The sequence below is a fragment of the Ruegeria sp. G12 genome (genome assembly GCF_056533565.1).
In genome coordinates, this window is sequence record NZ_JBQFOO010000013.1 from 67,734 (window position 1) to 88,091 (window position 20,358).

Sequence of the window (20,358 nt, forward strand, 5' to 3'; positions counted from 1 at the left end):
TTTAACAATCACGGGTGCGCAACTGGGTTACACCCGGCATCTCTAACAACAATTCATCTGCAAGCGGAGTAGCATAGGCTCTGCCTCCACGCTAGGTTTCTGAAAGACAGCGCTTGCCAAAACAGCGGAATCGAAGAGGGGCCCAAAACTGTGAACGTCGCCGGATCGGAACACCTGAAGGGCAAGTCCGTCTTCGTGACCGGGGCGACCGGCTTTATCGGCAAACGGCTTGTCCCCGCCCTGCTGGACTCTGGTGCCAAGGTCACCGCCCTGCTGCGCAGCCGCCACGGCGCGCGCGCGCTTGAGGCGATGGGCGCACAAGTGGTGACGGGTGCGCTTGGGGACAGGGGCGCGATGGAAACCGCCCTGCGTGGTCAGGACGTACTGTTTCATCTGGCCTATGACATGCGCGCGCCTGCGGCTGACAATCTTGAAGCCTTCGATGCGCTCAAACAGGCCGCTGAGGCCGCAAGCGTAGGGCGGATCATCCATATCAGTTCCATCGTTGTCTATGACGGCTGGCCGCAGGACGACCTGACCGAGGACAGCCCGCTGTCCCAGACCGGGGGCACCCCGTACAGCCGAGCCAAAATGGCGATGGAACAGGCTCTGATACAGGGGAATTGCCCGGTGGCGATCCTGCAACCGACGCTGGTTTATGGTCCCGGCAGCATGCTTTGGACCGACCGGCTGGCCGATTGGATGGCCGCAGGCAGCGTGGTGCTGCCGGAGCCCGAAGGGCAGTGCAACGCGGTCTTCGTCGATGATCTGGTGCAAGCCATGCTGCGCGCCGCCGTGCTGCAGGGGTTGGGGCAAGAGCGGTTCATCATCTCGGGCACCCCTTTTTCATGGTCGGATTTGCTGACCGGCTATGCGGGCATCATCGGCAAGGGCACGGTGCGCCATGCACCACTCGCCGACCTTGCGGCCCGGCTACCCCAAGGGGAACCGGGTGAAATCCCCGACACACCGCCGCTGGCCGCCCGGATCAGTGCCGCCGCGCGGGGCTGGATCGGTCGGGAACGGTTCGAGGCACTGGTGCAAATGTTCAAAAGGCGACTGCCGCAGCAGGATGAGGTTTACCCGGATCGCTACATGCTCGATCTGTTCTCGACCACCGGTCAGTGCCGGATCGACCATGCGCGGGCCAGACTGGGCTATGCCCCGGAATATGACCTAGAGGCCGGGCTGGCCGCCACCCGCGACCATCTGCACGCCAGATACGGAAAGTAGTTTGTTTGTAATCGGTTACCACATGTTATCAGGGATAAAGACATTTGACCCACATCGCCATTGACGCCACCCCCTGGGACAACGAACGCGGCTTTGGCCGGTTCACCCGCAATCTGGTCGCCGCTCTGGCCGCCCGCGATACCGGCTTTCGCTATACGCTTCTGTTCGATCAGGAACCGACGCGGCCCGTGCCCGATGGGGTCGAAATCCGCATTGCAGGCTCTGAATTGTCGATGTCCGAGGCCTCATCCGGGGCCAAGGCCCGGGGCGGGGCCGATCTGCTGACAATGGCCAGGGCGGCACGGCGCATCGACTGCGATGTCTTCTTTTACCCGGCGGTCTATTCCTATTTCCCCCTGCCCGCCCGACGCCCGACGGTGGTGTGTTATCACGACACGATTCCGGAACGCTTTCCTGACCTGATCTTTCCCAAAAAACTGAATTTCCGGCTGTGGCAGGCCAAATGCTGGCTGGCCAAGATGCAGGCAACGCGGGTGATGACGATCTCAGAGGCCTCGGCCAACGACCTGACGCGTATCCTGCGCATCCCCCGCGACCGGATCGACACGATCACCGAAGGGGCCGAGGCCATTTTCCAGCCGATTGACGATAATTCGGCTCTAATACAGGTCAGACAGGCCTATGACATCCCATCCGATGCGCCGCTGCTGGTCTATCTGGGCGGGTTCAACCGGCACAAAAACGTGCTGCGGCTGATCGAGGCGATGCCCCAAATTCTGGCAAAGGTGCCGGATACGCGTCTGGCCATTGTCGGGCGCACCACCGGCGCGCGGTTCTGGGACAATATCGAGGACCTCAAAGCCAGCGCCGCCGCCGATGCGGCCCGGTCTGAAAGCATCGTCTTCACCGGCGAGATTGATGACCCCGAACTGGCCGCCCTGCTGAACGCAGCCGATGCGCTGGTCTTCCCTTCGCTGTGGGAAGGGTTCGGCCTGCCCGCGCTCGAGGCGATGTCCTGCGGTACGCCGGTTTTATCCTCGGATCGCGGCAGCCTGCCGGAAGTGGTGGGCGATGGCGGGCTGTATTTCGATCCTCTGTCCAGCCAGGCCCTGGCCGATCAGGCCATCCGCCTGCTGAGCGAACCGGGCCTGCAAAACGATCTGTCGCAAAAGGCGCTGGCACAGGCCGCGGGCTTTAGCTGGGACAAGGGCGCGGAACTGGCCGAGGCATCGTTTCGGCAAGCGTTGCGCCCGAAATGAGAAAAATTTGCCCGGTTTCGGTTTGTCAGAAACCCCTCAACAATGTCGCCATCACCCAAAAATTGAGCCCTTTCGGGAAACACGGTACTGCAGTCTCGAACCGGGCAGACAAATATGTTGGATTCGCACCCGTTCCGCCCTATCCGTGGATGAGGTCGGAAATTTCGGCGGCCATACCGCGAATTGATTTCAGTCTGACTTTGTACGATCAGGATAGATTATGAATTACGAAACCTCGCACCATCAGAGCCTCAGACAGCTTATCGCCGCGCGCGACGCGCGGGTGGCTGTGGTTGGGCTGGGCTATGTCGGCCTGCCACTGGCGCTGACTGCTTATGATGAGGGGTTCGACACCACCGGCGTTGATCTGAACCCCGACCGGGTGGCGCGGATCAATCAGGGCGCTCAGGTCATCTCGTATCTGGCCTCCGACCGGATCGCGCAGGCCGTGGGCAGCGGCAGGTTCCGTGCGACGCAGGATGCCACCGCATTGGCCGAGGCCGATGTCATCCTGATCTGCGTGCCGACCCCGCTGACCGATGCGCAGGACCCCGACATGCGCTTTGTCGCCGCTGCCGCCCAGACCATCGCGCAGCATCTGCGCCCGGGTCAGATGGTGGTGCTGGAAAGCAGCGTCTGGCCTGGGGCCACAACAACGCTGGTGCAACCCATCCTTGAAGCGGGCGGTCTGCGGGCGGGCGGTGATTTCTTTCTGGCCTTCTCGCCGGAACGCGAAGACCCCGGCAATGACAAGTTCGACACGCACAGCATCCCGAAAGTGGTCGGTGCCGACGATCCGCTGTCGCTGCAACTGGTCGAGGATTTCTATCGCGCCATCGTCACCAGTGCGGTGCCGGTCAGCTCGGCCGCCACCGCCGAGGCGGTCAAACTGGTCGAAAACAGCTTTCGCACCGTCAACATCGCACTGGTCAACGAATTGAAGACCGCGCTTGAGGCGATGGATGTGGATGTCTGGGAAGTGATCGAGGCGGCGGCCACCAAGCCCTTTGGCTTCATGCCCTTCTATCCCGGCCCCGGCATTGGCGGCGCTTGTATCCCGGTGTCGCCCGCCTATCTGGCCTGGCGCGCGGCAGATGCAGGATCGGACACACCAATCATCAATCTCGCCCGCTCCAGCAACGACGCTGTACCATCGACGCTGGCCGCGCGGATGGCGGCGGAATTGGCCGCGCGCAACGGCTCGGCACTGGCGGAAACCGGACAGCCCCTGACCGGGCAGCGCATCCTGCTGATGGGCATCGCCTATAAGCGCGATGTCGAAGATACCCGCCGCAGCCCCGCGCTGGTGCTGCTGGACGAGTTGGAGAAACTGGGGGCCAAGGTCGATTACCACGATCCCTATTTCCCCAGCCTGCCCGAAGGCGGCGAATTCCCCCAGCTTGCGGGCCGGTCCTCTCAACCGCTGACAGCCGAGACCCTGAACCGCTATGCGGCGGTGGCCGTGATCACCGATCACAGCGCCCCCGATTACGATCTGGTCGCGCGCGAGGCGACGCTGGTTTTTGATACCCGCAATGTCTTTGAAAAAGCAGGGATTACCGTGACCGGAGGCCGGCTCGTCAAGCTCTGAACGGGTCAGGCCCGCGCAACACACCCGACATTTTCAGAACAGGTAAAAGGTTAATAAAATTACGTACTTTCAATGATGTAACCATCAGAAGTAGACTTCCGGTAATGAGTGACAAGCCCGAGAAAATTTTTGTTGATCTGGATGGGACGCTGATCAGAACTGATCTTTTTGTCGAGGCGATCCTCCAGTTCCTGAAGAGCAACCCGCTGAATATCTTCACCGTCATCCTGTGGCTGTTCAAAGGTATTCCCTATGCCAAGGACCGCATCGCCCACGCGGTCAACCTTGAGGCCGAGGCGCTGCCGTTCGAACCCGCGCTTCTTGACTATCTGAGACAGCAGAAGGCCGAGGGCAGGCAGCTGGTGCTGGCAACGGCCTCGCACCGGATATACGCCGACAAGGTTGCCGCGCATCTGGGGATATTCGACTCGGTGCTGGCAACGGATGCCGATCACAATCTGAAAGGGACCAACAAGCTGGCCGCCATACGCGATGCCGCCGGGGACAAGGCCTTTGCATATGCCGGAGACAGCACAGCCGACAGCCCGATCTGGGCCGCCTCGGCTTCGGGCATCTTCGTCAATGCGCCGAAATCCGATGTGGCAGTGGCGCAGGCTGCGGGCACAGCCGAGAAAGTCATCACATCGCGCCCGCCGCTGTGGCGGGCCTTTGTCAAATCCATGCGGCCGCATCAATACGCCAAGAACGCCCTGATCTTTGCGCCGATCTTCACCTCGCAGCAGTATCTGCCTTTCTCGTCGGTTCTTGCGTCCTTGCTGGCCTTCATCTGCTTCAGCCTCTGCGCGTCGGGGGTGTATTTCCTGAACGATCTGGTCGATCTGGCCGCCGATCGCCAACACACAAGCAAGCGCCACCGCCCGCTGCCATCAGGAGACCTGTCCCTGCATGCAGGCGTTGTCGGGGCCATCGCCCTGCCCGTGACCGCCTTTGCCCTGACGCTGGCCTTCCTGCCGCCTGTCTTTGCGGTTGTGCTGATCGCCTATCTGATCATCACCATGGCCTATTCCTTCTGGCTCAAGCAGATCGCAACGGCGGATGTCATGGTGCTGGCGTCGCTTTACACGCTGCGCGTCATTGCCGGGTCTGCAGCCACCGGCATCGTGCTGTCGTCGTGGTTTCTGGCGTTTTCGATGTTCGTCTTTGTCAGCCTCGGCTACCTGAAGCGCTATATCGAAGTGGCAGCGGCCCCCGAAGAAGACGGCAATGTCCATGGCCGGGATTATTCCTATGCCGACAGCGAAACCATGTTCAGCCTGGGCGTGGCCAATGTCACCGCAGCCGTCGTCATTCTGGCGCTTTATATCAACAGCCCCGAGGTGAAAGAGATTTACCGGACCCCGGAAATCCTGTGGCTGCTGTGTCTGCTGCTGCTCTATTGGGGCAACCGCATCTGGGTCGGGGCCCGGCGTGGCCGGGTTGCCGACGACCCGGTTCTGTACGCCCTGCGCGACAGGATCAGCCTTATGGTCGGTGCGGCCTTTGTCCTGGTCACTCTGGCCGCCAAATATCTGGTCTTTTGATCAAGGCTCCGGTCTGCAGATCTGAACACGAAGGAGAACACCCATGTCGCTATACTGGTCTGCCCTGCTGGTTGCGGTCTGCGCGAACATTTGCACCAACGTCTCGTTCAAGCTGGCCGTACAGCAGCTTTCAGGACCTTTCGACATTCGCGCCCTTATAGCCTCGCCCTGGGCATGGGCCGGTCTGATCAGCGGGTTGCTGCTGCTAAGCAGCTTCATCGTCGCTATCCGCGGCCTTGAGCTGAGCATCGCCTACCCCGCCGTCACGGGCCTGGCGATGGTGGGCATTCTGGTCGTCGGTTACTTTCTGTTTGCCGAAACCCTGAACCTGCAGAAAATCGCAGGCATCGGGCTGGTCATCGCCGGTGTCTTCGTCCTGTCTCAGGTCAAACAGGGCTGACCGGAAAAGTTTACCCAACGTCACCGTATACAGGCGGAGATTTGCACGTTTTAGCGGCCTTTTCGATCCCGCATTGCCCGTGTAAAGATTTTACGAAACAATTCGCGCAGGCATTCTGATGCCTCAATAATACGTAGTTTCGAGCGAGTACTGGGGCAGTGCCCCGTCGGGTATCCAATAACCAAATTTTAACCCCTGGTGGTTCAAAGTTTTGCCATGATTCCGTGCCGGAATTGTAAGTGGGTATCTGCCCATGGCATGGCTGCCGCCCACCTGGGATCGCGCTAAGGCCAAGGCCATAACCTGGAGGGCTTGGAACAATGCTGGGAATTATTGGATTAGCTGTCCTTGTCGGCCTCGGCGCTGGTGGGATGGCTTTGGTCTCCGGTTATTCCATCCTGATGGCATTGGGGTTCTACGCGCTGACCGGCTGGCTGATCATCGCAGCGGCCATCCTTGTGGCCTGCACCGCCCGGTCGATGAAAACACGCACGCAGAAACAGGGCCACGCCTACACAGGCTGACCCGTCAGTCCCGCCCCGCCACCCGCTTGGCCACATAGCCCAAAAACGCCCGATGCGGGTTTCTGATCTGCGGACGCCCTGACGCGGCCCAATAGGCCAGCCAGTCCGCCTCCAGCGCATAGACATCGCGACCCGGCGCCATCGCCCGCGCCTCTTCCAGCGCCTCTGACGGCAGGATCGGCTTGTCCGGCCCTTCGACCACCTGACCGCGGCGGGTAAAGCGGATCAGGTCGCCCGGCTCTTCGGTCATCTCGTAATCGGGCAGGTGATCGGCGGCGATCATATCGCGGATCATCTTGCGGAACACCCGGCGCGGTGAGGCCGAGCCGGATTTCTTCAGCAACACCTCGACCGAGATCCGCCACTCGGGCTGGCGACCGCAGTGTTTACGTGCCAGTTCATAAATCCGCCGTTCAAGCGGTTTGCGCAGGCGAAAATAATCGCGGCTGAGGGTCAGGACCGATTTCGCCAGCACCGCGCGGAACAGCCAGTCCGACAGTTTCACGCTGACGCTGACCATCCGGCCCGCCCTTGTGTGGCGGACGATCTCCCAGCTTTCGATCAGGCCGAAGCCGGTGGTGGTCTCTTTCTCGCCGGTGACGATGTTGGTGGTGATGCGGGTGCCGGCCAGCCGCTCGAACGCCTCACGCAGGCGCTTGTAGCCATCGCCGCTGGTTTCGCGGTTGGTCGCCACCAGCAGATCATGCGCCTTCAGGTGCAAAACCTGGCTGACTGTCCGGCCCGCATTGATCGCCGCCATCAGCTGGCTGATGCAAAAGATCAGGATGTCCTTGTCATGGATCGTCGCCAGACCACGCACCGAGGGCGTCACCGTAATCTCGACCCCGTTATGTTCGTAATTCAGAATCCGCCGATCCGGCCGGGTCGAGAGCGAGAACATCGGATGCTCCATCGACCCCATATCTGTCTTGGGCAGCGCATCGAAGATATCGCATACAAAAAAATCGCCCGTTGGGTGCCGGTCAGGCAATAACGCCCCTGACCCGCTCATACTGCCCTGCCCATATGTTCCTGCCCGAATCTTTGTTCGTGGTTTTATTGACGCCCACCGTAGAGTTATCCACAGGGGGCGTAAAGCCGCCGGAACGTGGGTTCAGAGTCAGTCCAACGTGGGTTCAGAGTCACCATATCGTGGGATCAGATTCACTATAGATACCAAAAGTGACAAAAAGCTGTTTTTTTTCTTACGCTTAGAAAGACCAAGATAATGCCGTAACTAATAAGATAACAGGATTCTAACAGAATAATTTTTTCCAACAGGCCAAAAAGCCACCGTTCAGAGGGTCTTTACCCGTTCTTTTTGCTTAGAAAATCCAGCTTTATGCTCAAAATGCTTCCACATGCCATCTTTTATGGTATATTGAAGAAAACATAGAACATGGGCAGGTTTTCAATGCGCGCGGGCACATCCGAGGGGCTTCCCCCCTATTTCAACATCGACCCCGATCTGGCTTACGCAGAGCTTGGGGATCCCACCGGCACAGATGATTTCTCGGGTATCGCAGATGCCTGTGCCCGAGGCCGGGCCGATCTGGCAAACCGGGGACTGGAAGAGGGCGGGCAAAAAAAGCTGCGGCTGTTTTCAACCTGGGAGATCACCAAATACCTGATCCCGGTCGCGCCTGCTCATTTCCGACGAGTGCTGAAAAGCAACCCGGATCTGCCGCAGGGACAGTCGGAGACCGAAGGCGGGGCCAAGTGGTTCACGCTGGATGAAGTGCTGCGCCTGCGCCTGCATTTCGCCTCGGAAGGGTCCAAGGCGAAAGAGTACCGCCCCTACCGCCCCAAGGGGCTGCCCGCCAAGATCGTCTCGGTGGCGAATTTCAAGGGCGGCGTCGGCAAGACATCCACCTGCGCCCATCTGGCTATGTCGGCGGCGCTGGACGGCTACAGGGTGCTGGTGATCGATCTGGACAGCCAGGGCTCGATGACCTCGATCTTCGGCGGCAAGGTAAGCGATGAGTGGCAGACCGTATTCCCCCTGCTCGCCCGCCACTATGCCACCCACCTGCGCCGCGACAATCAGGGGCGGCTGGACCGGGGGGAGGCCCCGCATCCGATCGACGACACCCTGTCCGAGGCACTGAAGCGGCGCAGCGGTGATCTGATCCAGAACACACACTGGCCGAATATCGATCTGATCGGGGCGCAGTTGAACCTCTACTGGGCCGAGTTTCAGATCCCGGTCTGGCGCATGCAGGGCCGCAGCTGGAAGCTGTGGGATGCGCTGACCGAGACGTTGGAAGAAGATGGCGTACTGGATGACTATGACATCATCTTCATCGACACCCCCCCTGCCCTTGGCTATCTGACCATCAACGGTCTGGCCGCATCCGACATTCTGCTGGTGCCCATGGGGGCCTCGTTCCTGGAGTTTGATTCTACCGGGCGCTTCTTCGACATGCTGCATTCCACTTTCCAATCCATCGAAGACGGAGAGAACATGGCCGCCCGCGCGCTGGGGCGGCCTGAGATGGCGTTTCAGTGGGATGCGGTGCGCACGGTCATCACTCGCTATGACGGCAGCCAGCAAGCCGAGCTGGCCGGGCTGATGCAAGCCTATCTGGGCCGCACGCTGTCGCCACACTGGCAGGGCTACACGGCGCTGATCGGGCAGGCCGGGGAACAGGTTAACGGCATCTACGAGGCCGATTACCGTGATTTCAACCGCGAGACCTATGTGCGCGGGCGGGAAACCTTTGATGCCACCTATGCCTCGTTCAAGAAGCTGCTGATCGGGGTCTGGCGGGGCGAGGAACTGGCGCAACAGGAAGAACAGGCGGGAACGCCGGAACTGACACTTTGAGGGACATGTTTCGCGCGCGAAACACATCCGCCGGTCCCCGAAACAGAGTCTGATCCGCGCCGGAAAAGGAGAATGTGATGGCAAAACGCAAACGACTGACCCCTGCCCGGCCGGATTATCTGGCGGATGGCACCCAGGCCCCCGGGGTGAGGTCCATGTTCCCCACGGATACGCCACGATCCGCACCCCCGGTTGCGCAGGTAGCCGGGGCCACGGCGGCGCAGGCTGCGCTGGAAGAACTGTCCGGAGAACTGCGCGCCGCTCGCGCCGAGGGCCGGTTGGTGCAGGACCTGCCGTTGGACGCCATTGAGGAAACCTATCTGGTGCGCGACCGTCTGGTCGCCGATGACGCCGATATGGAGGCGCTGAAGGAAAGCCTGAAGGCGCGCGGCCAGCAGACACCGATCGAGGTCGTGGAACTGGAGGGCGGGCGGTACGGCCTGATCTCGGGCTGGCGGCGCATGACCGCGCTGCGGGCGCTGGTGCAGGAAACCGGCGAGGCGCGCTTTGCCACCGTGCGCGCTTTCCTCAGGCAGCCACAGAGTGCATCCGATGCCTATGTGGCCATGGTCGAGGAAAACGAGATCCGCGTCGGGCTGAGCTATTACGAACGCGCCCGGATCGTAGCCCGCGCGGCCGAGCAGGGCGTTTACCCGGACGAGGCCGCCGCCCTGCGCGGGTTGTTCGCCTCGGCCAGCCGGGCCAAACGATCCAAGATCGGGTCATTTGTTGCAATCTATCGCGCGCTGGATGATCACTTGCGCTTTGCTTCAGCCATCCCCGAACGGTTGGGGCTGTCAATTGCGAAGGTTCTGAAGGACGAGCCGAAGCGGGCAGGGCATCTGACCAGGGCGTTGGACGCTGCTGCCTCCCCGAACCCCGAAGCTGAAATCTCGGCTCTAACCAAGGCGATCAGCGCGGCGCAGCCAAAGCTTACCAGCCCGGAACCCAACGCGCCCCTGTCCGAAGAGATTGGGGATATCCGTCTGCAGCTCAGCCGCGATGCTTCGAAACTCACATTATCGGGCCGCGGCATGTCAGATGAATTTTATCTGGACCTGTGTGAGTGGTTAAAGTCCCGGACCGTATAGGCCTGGGGTCGCTAAACCACGGAACTGGGTTTAATTGCCCGCGGCCTGCAACAGCGCGTCCGCATGGGCCTGCAAATCCGATGTGACACGCAGAAACTCGGAAATGTTGTTATAGGCCAGAAACGGGATGGCAATGACCGCCATGGTCAGAAAGAACGGGCGGCCTTTTCCAAGCACGGAAAACCCGGCTAGCAGGAACATCGCCGGGACGTAGCTCATGGAATAGAGGAATGTCTCATCGCCGTAGAAGAAATGCAGCACCCCTTCGAACAGCAAGTATAAAAGCAGGGCTTGCGCGACCGGCGCATTCGGTCCCGGGGTGAGGATGGCCCGGGCAAGACCTGTGATGAACACGATGGCCCAGAGCACGAGCCCCGCAAGACCAACCCATGCCAGTGTCTGAACAGGGGAAAACTGCACGGACAGGCGCATCCATTCGGGGAAGACCGGATTGTCCAGAAACGGTACCTCGGGAATGGCGATGGTATAGGCAAAGAACGCTCGGATTTTGTCCAGCGGCCCCCCGGCCAGATCGTGCAGCACATAGGCAAATTCCGATTTGAGGCGGGGAATGAAGAAGTCCGAGCGCGGAAAGGCGATCCGCTGCAGGGTGAAAATGACCGTTGCGATGGCAAACCCGTCGACCAGAATGCGGAAGGCGCGTTTGTAGGAGTTGCAGGCCAGCACGGTCAGAATGCCAGCCATCCAGTTGGTGATCGTCATCGAGAATGCAATCATGCTGGAAATCGACTGCAATATCGGCGGGATCGTTCCGCGCTGCATCAATGTACCAAACGCCAGGGCAATCGTGACTGTCAGACCGGCAAAGGCGTGCACCTCTGGCACAGACATCCAGAAGATGGCCGCGCTGGATACCGCGCCCAGAGCCGTGAAAACAACGGCGTCAAAGCGGGGCAGGCCAAGGCCGCGGAATCCTCCGAACAAGGTCGCACTCCAAAGGCCCGCCGTGGCGGAAAGCACGCCGAGAACGGCCAGCCGTTCAGAAAGGCCCGCCACGATCAGCGCCTTGGTCGGCGTGTACATGATGATGGCCTGCAGCGGGTGGACATTGGTTCGGTAATTGTTGGCATAGCGATCCAGCATCACCGGATGGACCCGGATCAGATCGGCCTCGAACCAGACCCATGCATCGCGGTTCGGGTCGATCAAGGCCAGGGGGATCTGGCTGGCCAGAAACCAGTACCCTGCCCCGACCAGAAGGCTGATCACAAAGGCCAGGCCCAGATCGGCCTTGCTGGCCACAAGCCAGGCTTTGAAACGTCCAAGGGTGTGGGACAGCGTCAGGCGCGTATCGGGAATGTCATTGACAATTTCGCCCAAAATTCGTCGCAGCATCCGTAACCTCAAACCCGAAAATAACGCAAAACAGTGTTAGTTAGACACCAATTGACCTGAAATCTTACCTTTTAAGCCGCCACCGGTAAAAGGCGCGCGCTGATGTTTCGCGCGCGAAACACTGTCGGATGTCATGGGCAACTCCAGGCGGTGACGTCTTCTGCGGTTATCGGGTATCTGCTTGCTTCCATAACCTCGGGTACCTGATTGGCGTCATACCGATCCATGACCCATTCCCAGACAGGTTCGCCACTGCTGGTCACCTCAAGCGCGCGACCGGCGCGGGATTCGGTCAGCAGCAGATTGCCATTGGGCAGCTTTTGCCATTTCCCCGACCACTTGGTGTAGAACGGCATGTCGGGCTGTTTGGGGAAAAGGATGGCACGTTCCTCCGTATGGGGCTGGATGGCCACCACGCGCGATCCGCCCTGCAGATTGCCCCCTTCGGTCCTGTCGTAATTGTTGTCGAAGATGCCGATCCATCCGTCACCGATGAAATCGGGGTCGTGCTGAAACAGCGTGTCTGAATAGGTGTGCCATTTCACCACAAGCGTATCGGGGTCGAGCACCATGACCATGTGAAGATCGCGCAGCGACACGACGATGTCGCCCGCATCGAACAGCGGGTATTCATCGGCCATCTCTGGCGACAGTTCTTCTATGTCGTTGAGGTGGAAGATATCGCCGCGATAGCGTCGGCCCGTCCGCAGATACACATCGCTCAGGCCGTTTTTCTCGAACACTTCGATCGAGCTGATGGATTTCAGGACCTCTCCATCGGCGCTGACTTTCATGAAGTAATCTTCGTAAACGGGGAAGGCCAGGATATCCATAAGCTTTTCGTCCCGCCCATCGCGCGAGCGAAGCTCCTGATTGCCGGACACCCAGAACGAGCCGTCATCATTTGCCGAGATTGAATGATGCGCCCGAGGCTCTGACAGGGCCCACAACACGTCGCCACAGGCCGACATCCGGGCGATCCCGATGAATTCGAAGTTGAACAGGATGTCGCCATTGGGAAAAAGATGCGAGCCGTGAATATACGGGTAGTTATGCCGCCCGCCGAAAATCTCGCTCGGGTCGGGGGCCCAGGAATGCAGGACAGTGCCAGAGTCGTCGATCAGCCGGACACCCGCATGCCAGTCGAATTCCGGGAAATACGATGTGATGAGCGTAGAACCGGGTGCCATGGCGTCGGCGTCGTGAATGCGGACGCCCTCAAAATCATAGCGCACCGGCATCAGCCGGTCAGGTTCCTTCATGAAGGCTTTGACCTCTTCCCAGGCCTCAACCGCGATCCTGTAAGGGGCCAGATACAGATAGGCCGACGCAAGCCCTGCGATGAACGTGATTGCCAACAGACAAGCCAGCGACAGCAATGCAAGTAGGCGATCAGACATAACCACAAAACCCCAATCTACAGATCTATGGGGCAACGTTGGATTTTTGACTGGCGGCGATCAAGCCTAAATCCGCTCAAATCGATTGTTTGGGGATGAGCGTGTCCGATTGCGGGGCTTATTGCAGCGCATTTGAGACGGGTTTGCCGCTTTGGGCGCGCGCCTTCAAAAATGCCTGATCCAGCAACAATGCAGTTGATTTTACCGCATCGTCATTAAAGCCTTGCAATATGGGCGTCTGATGTTCCTATTTTTTTGCCAAGAGGTTTAGTCTTGGACCGCAAGGCAAATGTATTACCGGGTAACAAGTTCAGTGTTAGGGGGTTTGAAGCGCGCAGAGTGAAGCACGTCGTCAAAAAATTGCCGGACTGTTCGGGTCATATTTTTCTGTCATTCACCATTGGCTTGTTTTCGGACCGCGGGGCCGGTGGTGTTTGCCGGGCAATCCCGGACATCGGGCAGATGCGGGACCAGATCGCCCATGCAAAATGTTACCCATTGAGCTATTTTGAAACCGATTGGAAGGAATGCACGCAATGAGTTGGATCACGAAAATCCGGGCCGGAGGGCGTCTGATGCCGCTGTGGCTGATCGCAGGGCTGCCGTTTCTGATGCTGGCAAGCCCGGCGCATGCCTATATCGGCCCCGGTGCCGGATTGGGTGCGGTCGCGGTCACGATTGCCGTGGTGCTGGGTGGGCTCTTTCTTATTGTCGGGCTGATCTGGTTTCCGCTCAAGCGGCTGCTTCGCGGCAAAAAGGGCCCGGCTGGTGCAGGTAACGAAACCGACCCGGCGCAATGATACTGGCTGTAGCCGTTTCGCTTCTGGCTGTTGCAGGGTTCATTATCGCCCTGTGGTGGACAAATATTGCGGGAATTGCCCATAAGATCGTTGGCGCAAGCATGGCAGGCGTGGCGGCGCTGTTTGACAACCAACTATCTGACGATGCCAAGGAAGCCGCGGCACGGCGGGCAGGGGTGCAACTGATCCTGGGCGGTTTGAACCTGACATGGCGCATTGCTCTGGCGCTGGCTGCGGCGGGTCTGCCCATCCTGCTGGCCGATTTTGCGGGGCTTGTGCCTGCAAATGCGGTGCTGGATGTCATGCTGCGGCTGGATTACATCGTCATAGTGTCTGTTCTGGCGTTTGCTGCGGTCAAGATCGTCAGCCGCCTGCGTCGCAGCGAAACACCGCAGGATAATGGCGGGTCCCAATACTCGCCCGTGGACCAGTTCGTTCATAACCTGGCTTTCTCGGGTCCGGCGGTTCAGAAAGCGGCCGCGCGGATCGAGGCGCGCTTGATACCGCGCCCTCCGATGCCCGAAGCAGCGAACCCCATTTTCGTGACCTCCCTTGCGCGGGGCGGCACTACAGCGGTCCTCAACGCGCTGCATGATGCGCCCGAAGTGGCGACGCATACCTACCGCGATATGCCTTTTGTGACGGCCCCGGTGCTGTGGAACAAGCTGGCTGGCGGCCAGCGGCGCGGCGTGCGGCGGCGGCAGCGGGCCCATGGGGACGGAATGGAGATCGACCTTGAAAGCGCGGAAGCGTTTGAGGAGGTCATCTGGAAAATGTTCTGGCCGGACAGGTACAAAGGGGCCTCGATCCCCTTGTGGGAAGCTGTGGACACCGATGAACAGGCCGACCAGTTCCTGCGCCATCACATGAGCAGCATCATCAGGGCGCGCAATGTGCAGGCCGGGCCGCAGAGCGTTCAGAAAACGCGCTATTGCTCGAAGAACAATGCCAACATTGCCCGGATACCCTATCTGTTCAAATCCTTCCCGGATTGCAGGATCGTCGTTCCGGTGCGACGTCCTGAAAGCCATGCAGAGTCCCTGCTGCGGCAGCATAACAACTTCAGCAAACTGCAGTCCCGAGACAGCTTTGTGACCCGCTACATGTCGGATATCGGTCATTTCGAATTCGGCGATCTGCACAAACCCTTTCTGTTTTCCGGGTTTGAGCCAGCGCAGAAAGACACCCACACGCCCGACTACTGGCTGCAATACTGGACCTGCGCCTTTCGGGACCTGCTTGCGTACAAGGACAAATGCATCTTTCTTCTGCAGGATGATCTGCGCGCGTCTCCCCGGGCAACGATGGAAGGGCTGTATGACACCCTCGGCCTGTCACCCGATGGGCAGAGTTTTGAGCAATATTTCCATTCAAAGCCCGATCTGGCCGAGGCTGAGAGGTTCGATCCCGCACACTTGCAGGAGGCGCTCGACATCTATAGTGCGTTGGAGGACTGTGCCCATCGGGATCAGTTACAGAAGGTGGTTTGACGTCAATCCGCTATAGAAATCAAAGCGGTTCTCGGAGTGCGCGCATTTTCTGTGCTTTTTGCAAATAACCTTCCGGCTGCTAAGATACGTTCAGTCATCTTCGATAAGTATCGCTTATCAGCAATTATTGATCTTGCGGGGAAAACCGGTACTTCGCAAAGGCAATTCTCAACAAAAGAGGAGAAGCGTGGCTAAGGCCGGTGTGGAAAGATTTCTTTCAGTGGGCGGGCATCCTCGGCTTTGTGTTCGACACGCCAGTGACTGCCGGGGGCGGTGCCAGCATGCTCGATGCGCAATGCCGAAAATGGCTCACCGGTGGTTTCAACAAACCTGTGGCAGAGACCGTTCATCTCGGTGGCCAACGCCTGCGGGTAGTAGCGATGCTGTCTGAGCCGCGCGCCTGCACCGTCCAGTTGGGTGACAACGATCTGCCCGTTGCCGGGATCTATATCGGCGCAGGTTTGACCAATCAGAACCGCGATCGTGTCTGAATAGCACAGCGCAGCGTCCCTGTCTGCGGCCAGCGAAAAGCAGTTGGATGGTGCCGAAAGGGGGGCAGATGCCTCAAGGCAGACGAAAAGCGTACCTTCGGCCATGAAAACAGAGCCCTCTTCCGGGAAGGCCCCGCAGGGTTTCGGCGGTGCCAGCACCGATCCGGCATAATCGGTTGCGCCATAGAGGATCTGGAAAATGGAATTCATGTCGATGTCGCGGCCAAACGTGCTTGGGGTCTGAAAGCTGCCGAAGCTTTGATTCTGCTCGGCAGGGCCACCCACGGAACGGATCGGGGTCGACTTGATATCAAACCCGTCGATAGACCGGGCCCGTTTCACAATCGCATCGGCCAGATCGACATCCTGTTCCGCCACGCGCTGAAACAAAGGCCAGATATGCGACGAGGCCACCGTTTGACCAAGGCCAAAGACCAGCACCAGGGCCAGCCCCCCTGCCGGGATCAGCCGGGATGCGGGCTGCCCCGCCATCCCATGTGCAAAGACCGTGGTGCAGGCCAGAACAACACCGGCAAAGACAAAGCCCATGAACCCGATGGTTCGCCCGATCAGATAGGGCTCTGGGTAGAGGAACCAGATCAGAACCGGCAGGATGCACAGCGCACCGAACCCGCCAAGCAGCACCCGGATCGCCCCGAACCATCCCCCGCCTGAAAAGGCGCGTGGTGCAACAAGCGCTCTGATCGCCGCTAACAGCACCATTATGCCCGCCGCAGCAGCCGTGAGCAGGAAAATACCGCGATAGGGATGCGGCATACCCACAAGCCCGCCGCTGTGAATCCGCCTTTCAATTCGGGGCAGGGCAGACAGTTTTTCAAGGATCACGCTTTGGTCCACGCCGCCCGAGAAGCGAAAATTGGGGACAAGGTCCAGAACGGAAATGGTGGCCCGCAACTGGAGCTGATACAGCACCAGAGCAGCCACCGAGGCGACAAGGACACGACCAAGGCAGAACAGGCTTTCCCGGTGGTCGTACCGGTCAACGCGGATCAGCACCATGGCGGGGATCAGAAAGCCCAACAGCGCATAGCTTTGATAAAAGCCGATCGCGATGGCCAGAAGCTCGGCTGCCACAATGACCCGCAAGACCAGACCCCAGGGGGAAGTCCCTTGCGCGGGCGCAATCAGCGTCATGGCCCCCACAGAGGCCAAAAGACCAAGGCAAAACCACGGGGCCTGCGTTTGAAAATGTAAAACGGCGGTCAGATAGACATGTGAGATCCCCGCCAGAAAGACCAGCAGAACAGACGCGATGGTCATCCCCGGTCCGGTCGGCGCAACAGCTATGCGCGCGATCAGAACCGCGACGGCGAACAAGGCTGCAAAAAGGATAAAGAGCAGAACCGCAATCGGTGTGTCCCAGCTAAAGAGGACCTCATGCGCCCAATGCGTTGCCCAGCGGCCATGTACTTCGGCAAATCCGGTTTCGAGCCCGGCGGCAAACCTCCATTCATCGGGGTTGAAGCCTGATTGCGCGATGCCGATCCCGGCCGTTGGCAGGAACATGAGGGCTGCAAGACCCGCCGCCGCAAGATACAAAACCCAGACCGGGGCTTTGGCACCGTTCATCTTTCAACCGTGTAAATCGAGACCATCAAACAATATCTTCCTGCAAAGCCGGACCCGATTTTAACGAAATTCAGGGGCATTTCAAACCTGTCAAAGCCGGGTTAAAGGAACGCGATGTGCTGTGTCGGGGGATCAGTTCGGGGCAAGTACGTCGACAATTGCATCGGCCAGTTTCTGATGGCCCGCTTCCGACAAATGCCCATCCGGGAAAAGATAATCGCCCGTGCCGAGTATCTCCGGCGTGTGCAGGATCTGTAAGTCAGATACCTTTGAGCGCAAAAGGCCAAGATTTGGGACGGTCGAGAGGACCTCTGTGAAAAGTCCGCCCCGGCCGCCTGTGTTGACGTCGAAGACAATCAGTTGCGGCGGGGTGGCGCCCCAATCCCAGTTGGTCAGAACCTCGATCAGAACATCGGGGTCTTTCAGCTCTGCCATGGGCAGTGCGCCGTCTTCATCCTCGCCCTCGCTACCGCCGAAACGCCCGCGCACCTCCTGAAAGAGGGCGGGCAGATAATGCCCGAAGCCTCCGCCCGCCTCTTCGTTTCCGGCGACGAGTTGCGCATAGGTCTCTTCCGGCATGGCCGACAATGTGCCTTCGGAAAGAAAGCGGCGGTTTTCGTAGCCGTCATTGTCGCTGTACTGGATGATCACCGTCTTGAGGTTACTGAGGTCGAGCCGGTCCAGCGTCATAAGCTCTCGGGCGGTGCCATAGGACGACACGCCGGTATTCAGCGTTTTGCGCCCGGTTTCGGCCTCGATAATGTCGGCAAAGGTCTTCCCTTGTCCGACACCCCAGCCCATCGCCTGGCTATCGCCCAGAACCACGATCTCGGGCGCATCAAGGGACGCGTCGTTGTCGCGATAGCCCGCCGAATTCACGTCGATTTCAGTTGAGAAGCCGGTGTTTTCGAAGATGCAGCTTCCGGGTCGCAACGTATAGCCCAGATCAGAGTCGTAACGCGCGCAATCCGGCAGGTATTGCACATACGAGACATTCGCCCAGTAAATTTTCCGGGCCAGCCGGTCAACGGAACGGATACCGGTCGGAGAGTCCCGTGCAACAAGCCAGGCAAGCGCGGCTTCCAGACCCACCAGAAGCACCGCAAGGATCAGGATGTTGATACCAATGACGCGCCACATCCGGTTTCAGTCCAACCTGTCGCCGGTTTTATCGTTCATAGCCTTCAACCGGCCCTTAATCCGCAACACCGTAAACCCCTTAACAAAGTAACGTTACGCCCATAACACGGAACGCCGATTCAAGGGAATGGCGTTGTCCGTCCTGCAGCATCTGCATGGTGTTCTTGTGTACCGGGATGGCCCGTACCGGCGCGTCTTTCATCACTGTGTCCGCGACAAGGACAATGACGACAACACGGGGATTCCAATTGACTTGCCCTAAAATGCGACGAAACTGGCAGGCAATGTGCATGTTCGCGGTCCGGTTTTAAGGTTTCATTTGTTCAGGACCCGGCACGTGGAAAAGGGTTACGAGTTTTCTTTTTTAGGTTTGATTCCAGAGCGTTATGTTCATTGATCTGCTGTCTTGGGAATTCCTGCTGTTTTCGGCGTTTACCATCATCTTGGTTGCGTCTTCGACCGGGCTTGTGCGGACAGTCGGCTTTCTGAGCGCTAATATCGCATTCGTTTTTGCGCTTCTCGGTCCAATCGGTCTGGCCTCGACCCTGCTCTTTGCCGGTTTGGGGTGGGTCCTGACCCGTGTGCATCTGACGGCGTCCAAATGGGGGGCAATCCTGTCGGCGACCCTGCTGATCCTCGTTTTCATCTACATGCTGGATTACGAGTTTCTGGGGCTGTTCCTGCCTGACCCGGCGCGCCTGTCCTTTCTGCAGACAGTTGGTCTGAGCTTTCTGCTGTTTCGGATCCTGCATGTGATGATCGATGCCCGGTCGGGTGTCATCGACCGTATCGACCCTGCCATTTACCCCAACTACTTGCTGGCATTCACCACGTTCATGATGGGTCCGATCCAGCGGTATCAGGATTTCCGCGACCAATGGGAGGACCGCAGCCGCGCCATCGAGATGACGTACGAGGCCCATCTCGACGCCGGGCTGAGGATCCTCTGGGGGCTGGTGAAAGTTTACGTCATCGGAACGCTTTTCTTCCGTTTCGCGCTGCAACCCAACACTGATGTCCTGACGCTGAGCCCGGGTGAATTCTGGGTTCAGTTGGCGGCGTTCTACTTCTTTCTCTACATGAATTTCTCGGGCTACTGCGATGTGGTGATCGGGATCGGCAGCCTGATGGGCATTCGTCCGCCGGAGAATTTCAACAATCCGTATTTCGCCCAGAACATTGCGGATTTCTGGTTGCGCCAGCACCGGTCCCTGACGTTGTGGCTGACCGATTACGTCTTCAATCCGGTGTATAAAAGGGCGCTCAGTTCCGGGTCATTCGCCAGTCTGCCGCTGGCGGCCGGTATCATCGCGGCGATGTTGACCATGCTTGTCTCGGGCCTGTGGCATGGCACCACAATCGGGTTTTTGATCTTTGGTCTGGTGCATGGGACATGGCTCGCCATCTACCGGATATGGGATCATGTCCTGACGGCGCGTCTTGGCAAGAAGCGGCTGCGCAAGATCAGGGCAAGCTGGCCCGGACGGATCGTCGGAATGGCGATTACATTTCACGCCGCCGCTTTTGCCTTCCTGTTCTTCCAACTGGACACGCCAAGCGTGGTGGCGCTTTTGAAAGGTCTTATGTGATGTGGTCGACCCTTTTTCCCAACCGGTCCCTGCGGATGACCGTGAAGGTTCTCGTCGCCGTTGGGCTTGTCGGTG

The 20,358-nt window shown here is 59.2% G+C and carries 17 protein-coding genes; 12 read left to right on the forward strand and 5 right to left on the reverse strand.

Features of this window, described 5'->3' with window-relative positions; genetic code table 11:
* Nucleotides 1-150 precede the first annotated feature (150 nt).
* The 6 genes from ACR0JN_RS21580 (at nt 151) to ACR0JN_RS21605 (ending at nt 6,509) form a co-directional block, all read left to right on the forward strand.
* Nucleotides 151-1,233, forward strand: coding sequence for an NAD-dependent epimerase/dehydratase family protein (locus tag ACR0JN_RS21580; RefSeq protein WP_480888550.1), 1,083 nt, complete (start codon nt 151-153; stop codon nt 1,231-1,233).
* Nucleotides 1,234-1,277: 44 nt separating this feature from the next.
* Nucleotides 1,278-2,453, forward strand: coding sequence for a glycosyltransferase family 4 protein (locus ACR0JN_RS21585; RefSeq protein WP_480888551.1), 1,176 nt, complete (start codon nt 1,278-1,280; stop codon nt 2,451-2,453).
* Between the two features lie 220 nt (nt 2,454-2,673).
* Nucleotides 2,674-4,044: a nucleotide sugar dehydrogenase gene (locus tag ACR0JN_RS21590; protein WP_480888552.1), complete on the forward strand. Its 1,371-nt coding sequence runs from the start codon at nt 2,674-2,676 to the stop codon at nt 4,042-4,044.
* 104 nt (nt 4,045-4,148) lie between these two features.
* On the forward strand, nt 4,149-5,585 hold the full coding sequence (locus ACR0JN_RS21595; protein ID WP_480888553.1) for a UbiA family prenyltransferase: 1,437 nt from the start codon (nt 4,149-4,151) through the stop codon (nt 5,583-5,585).
* A gap of 43 nt (nt 5,586-5,628) precedes the next feature.
* Nucleotides 5,629-5,985, forward strand: coding sequence for a DMT family transporter (locus ACR0JN_RS21600; protein ID WP_480888554.1), 357 nt, complete (start codon nt 5,629-5,631; stop codon nt 5,983-5,985).
* A gap of 320 nt (nt 5,986-6,305) precedes the next feature.
* On the forward strand, nt 6,306-6,509 hold the full coding sequence (locus ACR0JN_RS21605) for a hypothetical protein (RefSeq protein WP_480888555.1): 204 nt from the start codon (nt 6,306-6,308) through the stop codon (nt 6,507-6,509).
* Between the two features lie 4 nt (nt 6,510-6,513).
* Here the strand turns inward: ACR0JN_RS21605 and ACR0JN_RS21610 are convergent, their stop codons facing one another.
* Entirely contained in the window at nt 6,514-7,521 is a 1,008-nt protein-coding gene (locus ACR0JN_RS21610; RefSeq protein ID WP_480888556.1) for a replication initiator protein A, read from the reverse strand.
* Nucleotides 7,522-7,908: 387 nt separating this feature from the next.
* Here ACR0JN_RS21610 and ACR0JN_RS21615 point away from each other — a divergent pair, with 387 nt between their 5' ends.
* Together ACR0JN_RS21615 and ACR0JN_RS21620 are read left to right on the forward strand one after the other, a co-directional pair.
* Complete coding sequence (locus ACR0JN_RS21615) at nt 7,909-9,336, forward strand: AAA family ATPase (RefSeq protein WP_480888557.1); 1,428 nt, start codon at nt 7,909-7,911, stop codon at nt 9,334-9,336.
* Nucleotides 9,337-9,413: 77 nt separating this feature from the next.
* A complete protein-coding gene (locus ACR0JN_RS21620; protein WP_480888558.1) occupies nt 9,414-10,427 on the forward strand; it encodes a ParB/RepB/Spo0J family partition protein in 1,014 nt (337 codons plus the stop codon).
* A gap of 30 nt (nt 10,428-10,457) precedes the next feature.
* Here ACR0JN_RS21620 and ACR0JN_RS21625 read toward each other — a convergent pair whose 3' ends face one another.
* Nucleotides 10,458-11,783 carry a hypothetical protein gene (locus ACR0JN_RS21625; RefSeq protein WP_480888559.1) on the reverse strand — a complete coding sequence of 442 codons (1,326 nt, stop codon included), beginning with the start codon at nt 11,781-11,783 and terminating at the stop codon, nt 10,458-10,460.
* A 131-nt stretch (nt 11,784-11,914) separates the two neighbouring features.
* On the reverse strand, nt 11,915-13,183 hold the full coding sequence (locus ACR0JN_RS21630) for an arylsulfotransferase family protein (protein ID WP_480888560.1): 1,269 nt from the start codon (nt 13,181-13,183) through the stop codon (nt 11,915-11,917).
* A gap of 273 nt (nt 13,184-13,456) precedes the next feature.
* On the opposite strand from ACR0JN_RS21630, the gene ACR0JN_RS21635 reads away from it, so the two are divergent.
* From ACR0JN_RS21635 to ACR0JN_RS21645, 3 genes are read left to right on the forward strand one after another with little or no spacing between them, the layout of a single operon-like run.
* A complete protein-coding gene (locus tag ACR0JN_RS21635) occupies nt 13,457-13,723 on the forward strand; it encodes a hypothetical protein (protein WP_480888561.1) in 267 nt (88 codons plus the stop codon).
* Nucleotides 13,720-13,983: a hypothetical protein gene (locus ACR0JN_RS21640; protein WP_480888562.1), complete on the forward strand. Its 264-nt coding sequence runs from the start codon at nt 13,720-13,722 to the stop codon at nt 13,981-13,983. The genes ACR0JN_RS21635 and ACR0JN_RS21640 overlap by 4 nt, the downstream gene beginning before the upstream one ends.
* A complete protein-coding gene (locus tag ACR0JN_RS21645; protein ID WP_480888563.1) occupies nt 13,980-15,473 on the forward strand; it encodes a sulfotransferase in 1,494 nt (497 codons plus the stop codon). Before ACR0JN_RS21640 ends, ACR0JN_RS21645 begins: the two co-directional genes overlap by 4 nt.
* A gap of 191 nt (nt 15,474-15,664) precedes the next feature.
* Here ACR0JN_RS21645 and ACR0JN_RS21650 read toward each other — a convergent pair whose 3' ends face one another.
* Nucleotides 15,665-17,554, reverse strand: a complete 1,890-nt coding sequence (locus ACR0JN_RS21650; RefSeq protein ID WP_480888564.1) for a hypothetical protein — start codon at nt 17,552-17,554, stop codon at nt 15,665-15,667.
* A 132-nt stretch (nt 17,555-17,686) separates the two neighbouring features.
* The gene (locus tag ACR0JN_RS21655; RefSeq protein WP_480888565.1) at nt 17,687-18,694 is read right to left on the reverse strand and encodes a hypothetical protein; all 1,008 of its coding nucleotides are present in this window, start codon (nt 18,692-18,694) and stop codon (nt 17,687-17,689) included.
* A gap of 386 nt (nt 18,695-19,080) precedes the next feature.
* On the opposite strand from ACR0JN_RS21655, the gene ACR0JN_RS21660 reads away from it, so the two are divergent.
* Nucleotides 19,081-20,283 (forward strand): MBOAT family O-acyltransferase, encoded by a 1,203-nt coding sequence (locus ACR0JN_RS21660; RefSeq protein WP_480888566.1) that lies wholly within the window; start codon nt 19,081-19,083, stop codon nt 20,281-20,283.
* Nucleotides 20,284-20,358: the final 75 nt, after the last annotated feature.

Excerpts from the sequence above, each read along its gene's own strand:
- ACR0JN_RS21605 (WP_480888555.1), top strand. The coding sequence starts at position 6,306 with ATGCTGGGAATTATTGGATTAGCTGTCCTTGTCGGCCTCGGCGCTGGT.
- ACR0JN_RS21630 (WP_480888560.1), bottom strand. The coding sequence starts at position 13,183 with ATGTCTGATCGCCTACTTGCATTGCTGTCGCTGGCTTGTCTGTTGGCA.
- ACR0JN_RS21610 (WP_480888556.1), bottom strand. The coding sequence starts at position 7,521 with ATGAGCGGGTCAGGGGCGTTATTGCCTGACCGGCACCCAACGGGCGAT.
- ACR0JN_RS21625 (WP_480888559.1), bottom strand. The coding sequence starts at position 11,783 with ATGCTGCGACGAATTTTGGGCGAAATTGTCAATGACATTCCCGATACG.
- ACR0JN_RS21660 (WP_480888566.1), top strand. The coding sequence starts at position 19,081 with ATGTTCATTGATCTGCTGTCTTGGGAATTCCTGCTGTTTTCGGCGTTT.
- ACR0JN_RS21590 (WP_480888552.1), top strand. The coding sequence starts at position 2,674 with ATGAATTACGAAACCTCGCACCATCAGAGCCTCAGACAGCTTATCGCC.
- ACR0JN_RS21595 (WP_480888553.1), top strand. The coding sequence starts at position 4,149 with ATGAGTGACAAGCCCGAGAAAATTTTTGTTGATCTGGATGGGACGCTG.
- ACR0JN_RS21640 (WP_480888562.1), top strand. The coding sequence starts at position 13,720 with ATGAGTTGGATCACGAAAATCCGGGCCGGAGGGCGTCTGATGCCGCTG.
- ACR0JN_RS21600 (WP_480888554.1), top strand. The coding sequence starts at position 5,629 with ATGTCGCTATACTGGTCTGCCCTGCTGGTTGCGGTCTGCGCGAACATT.
- ACR0JN_RS21655 (WP_480888565.1), bottom strand. The coding sequence starts at position 18,694 with ATGTGGCGCGTCATTGGTATCAACATCCTGATCCTTGCGGTGCTTCTG.
- ACR0JN_RS21620 (WP_480888558.1), top strand. The coding sequence starts at position 9,414 with ATGGCAAAACGCAAACGACTGACCCCTGCCCGGCCGGATTATCTGGCG.
- ACR0JN_RS21650 (WP_480888564.1), bottom strand. The coding sequence starts at position 17,554 with ATGAACGGTGCCAAAGCCCCGGTCTGGGTTTTGTATCTTGCGGCGGCG.
- ACR0JN_RS21645 (WP_480888563.1), top strand. The coding sequence starts at position 13,980 with ATGATACTGGCTGTAGCCGTTTCGCTTCTGGCTGTTGCAGGGTTCATT.
- ACR0JN_RS21615 (WP_480888557.1), top strand. The coding sequence starts at position 7,909 with ATGGGCAGGTTTTCAATGCGCGCGGGCACATCCGAGGGGCTTCCCCCC.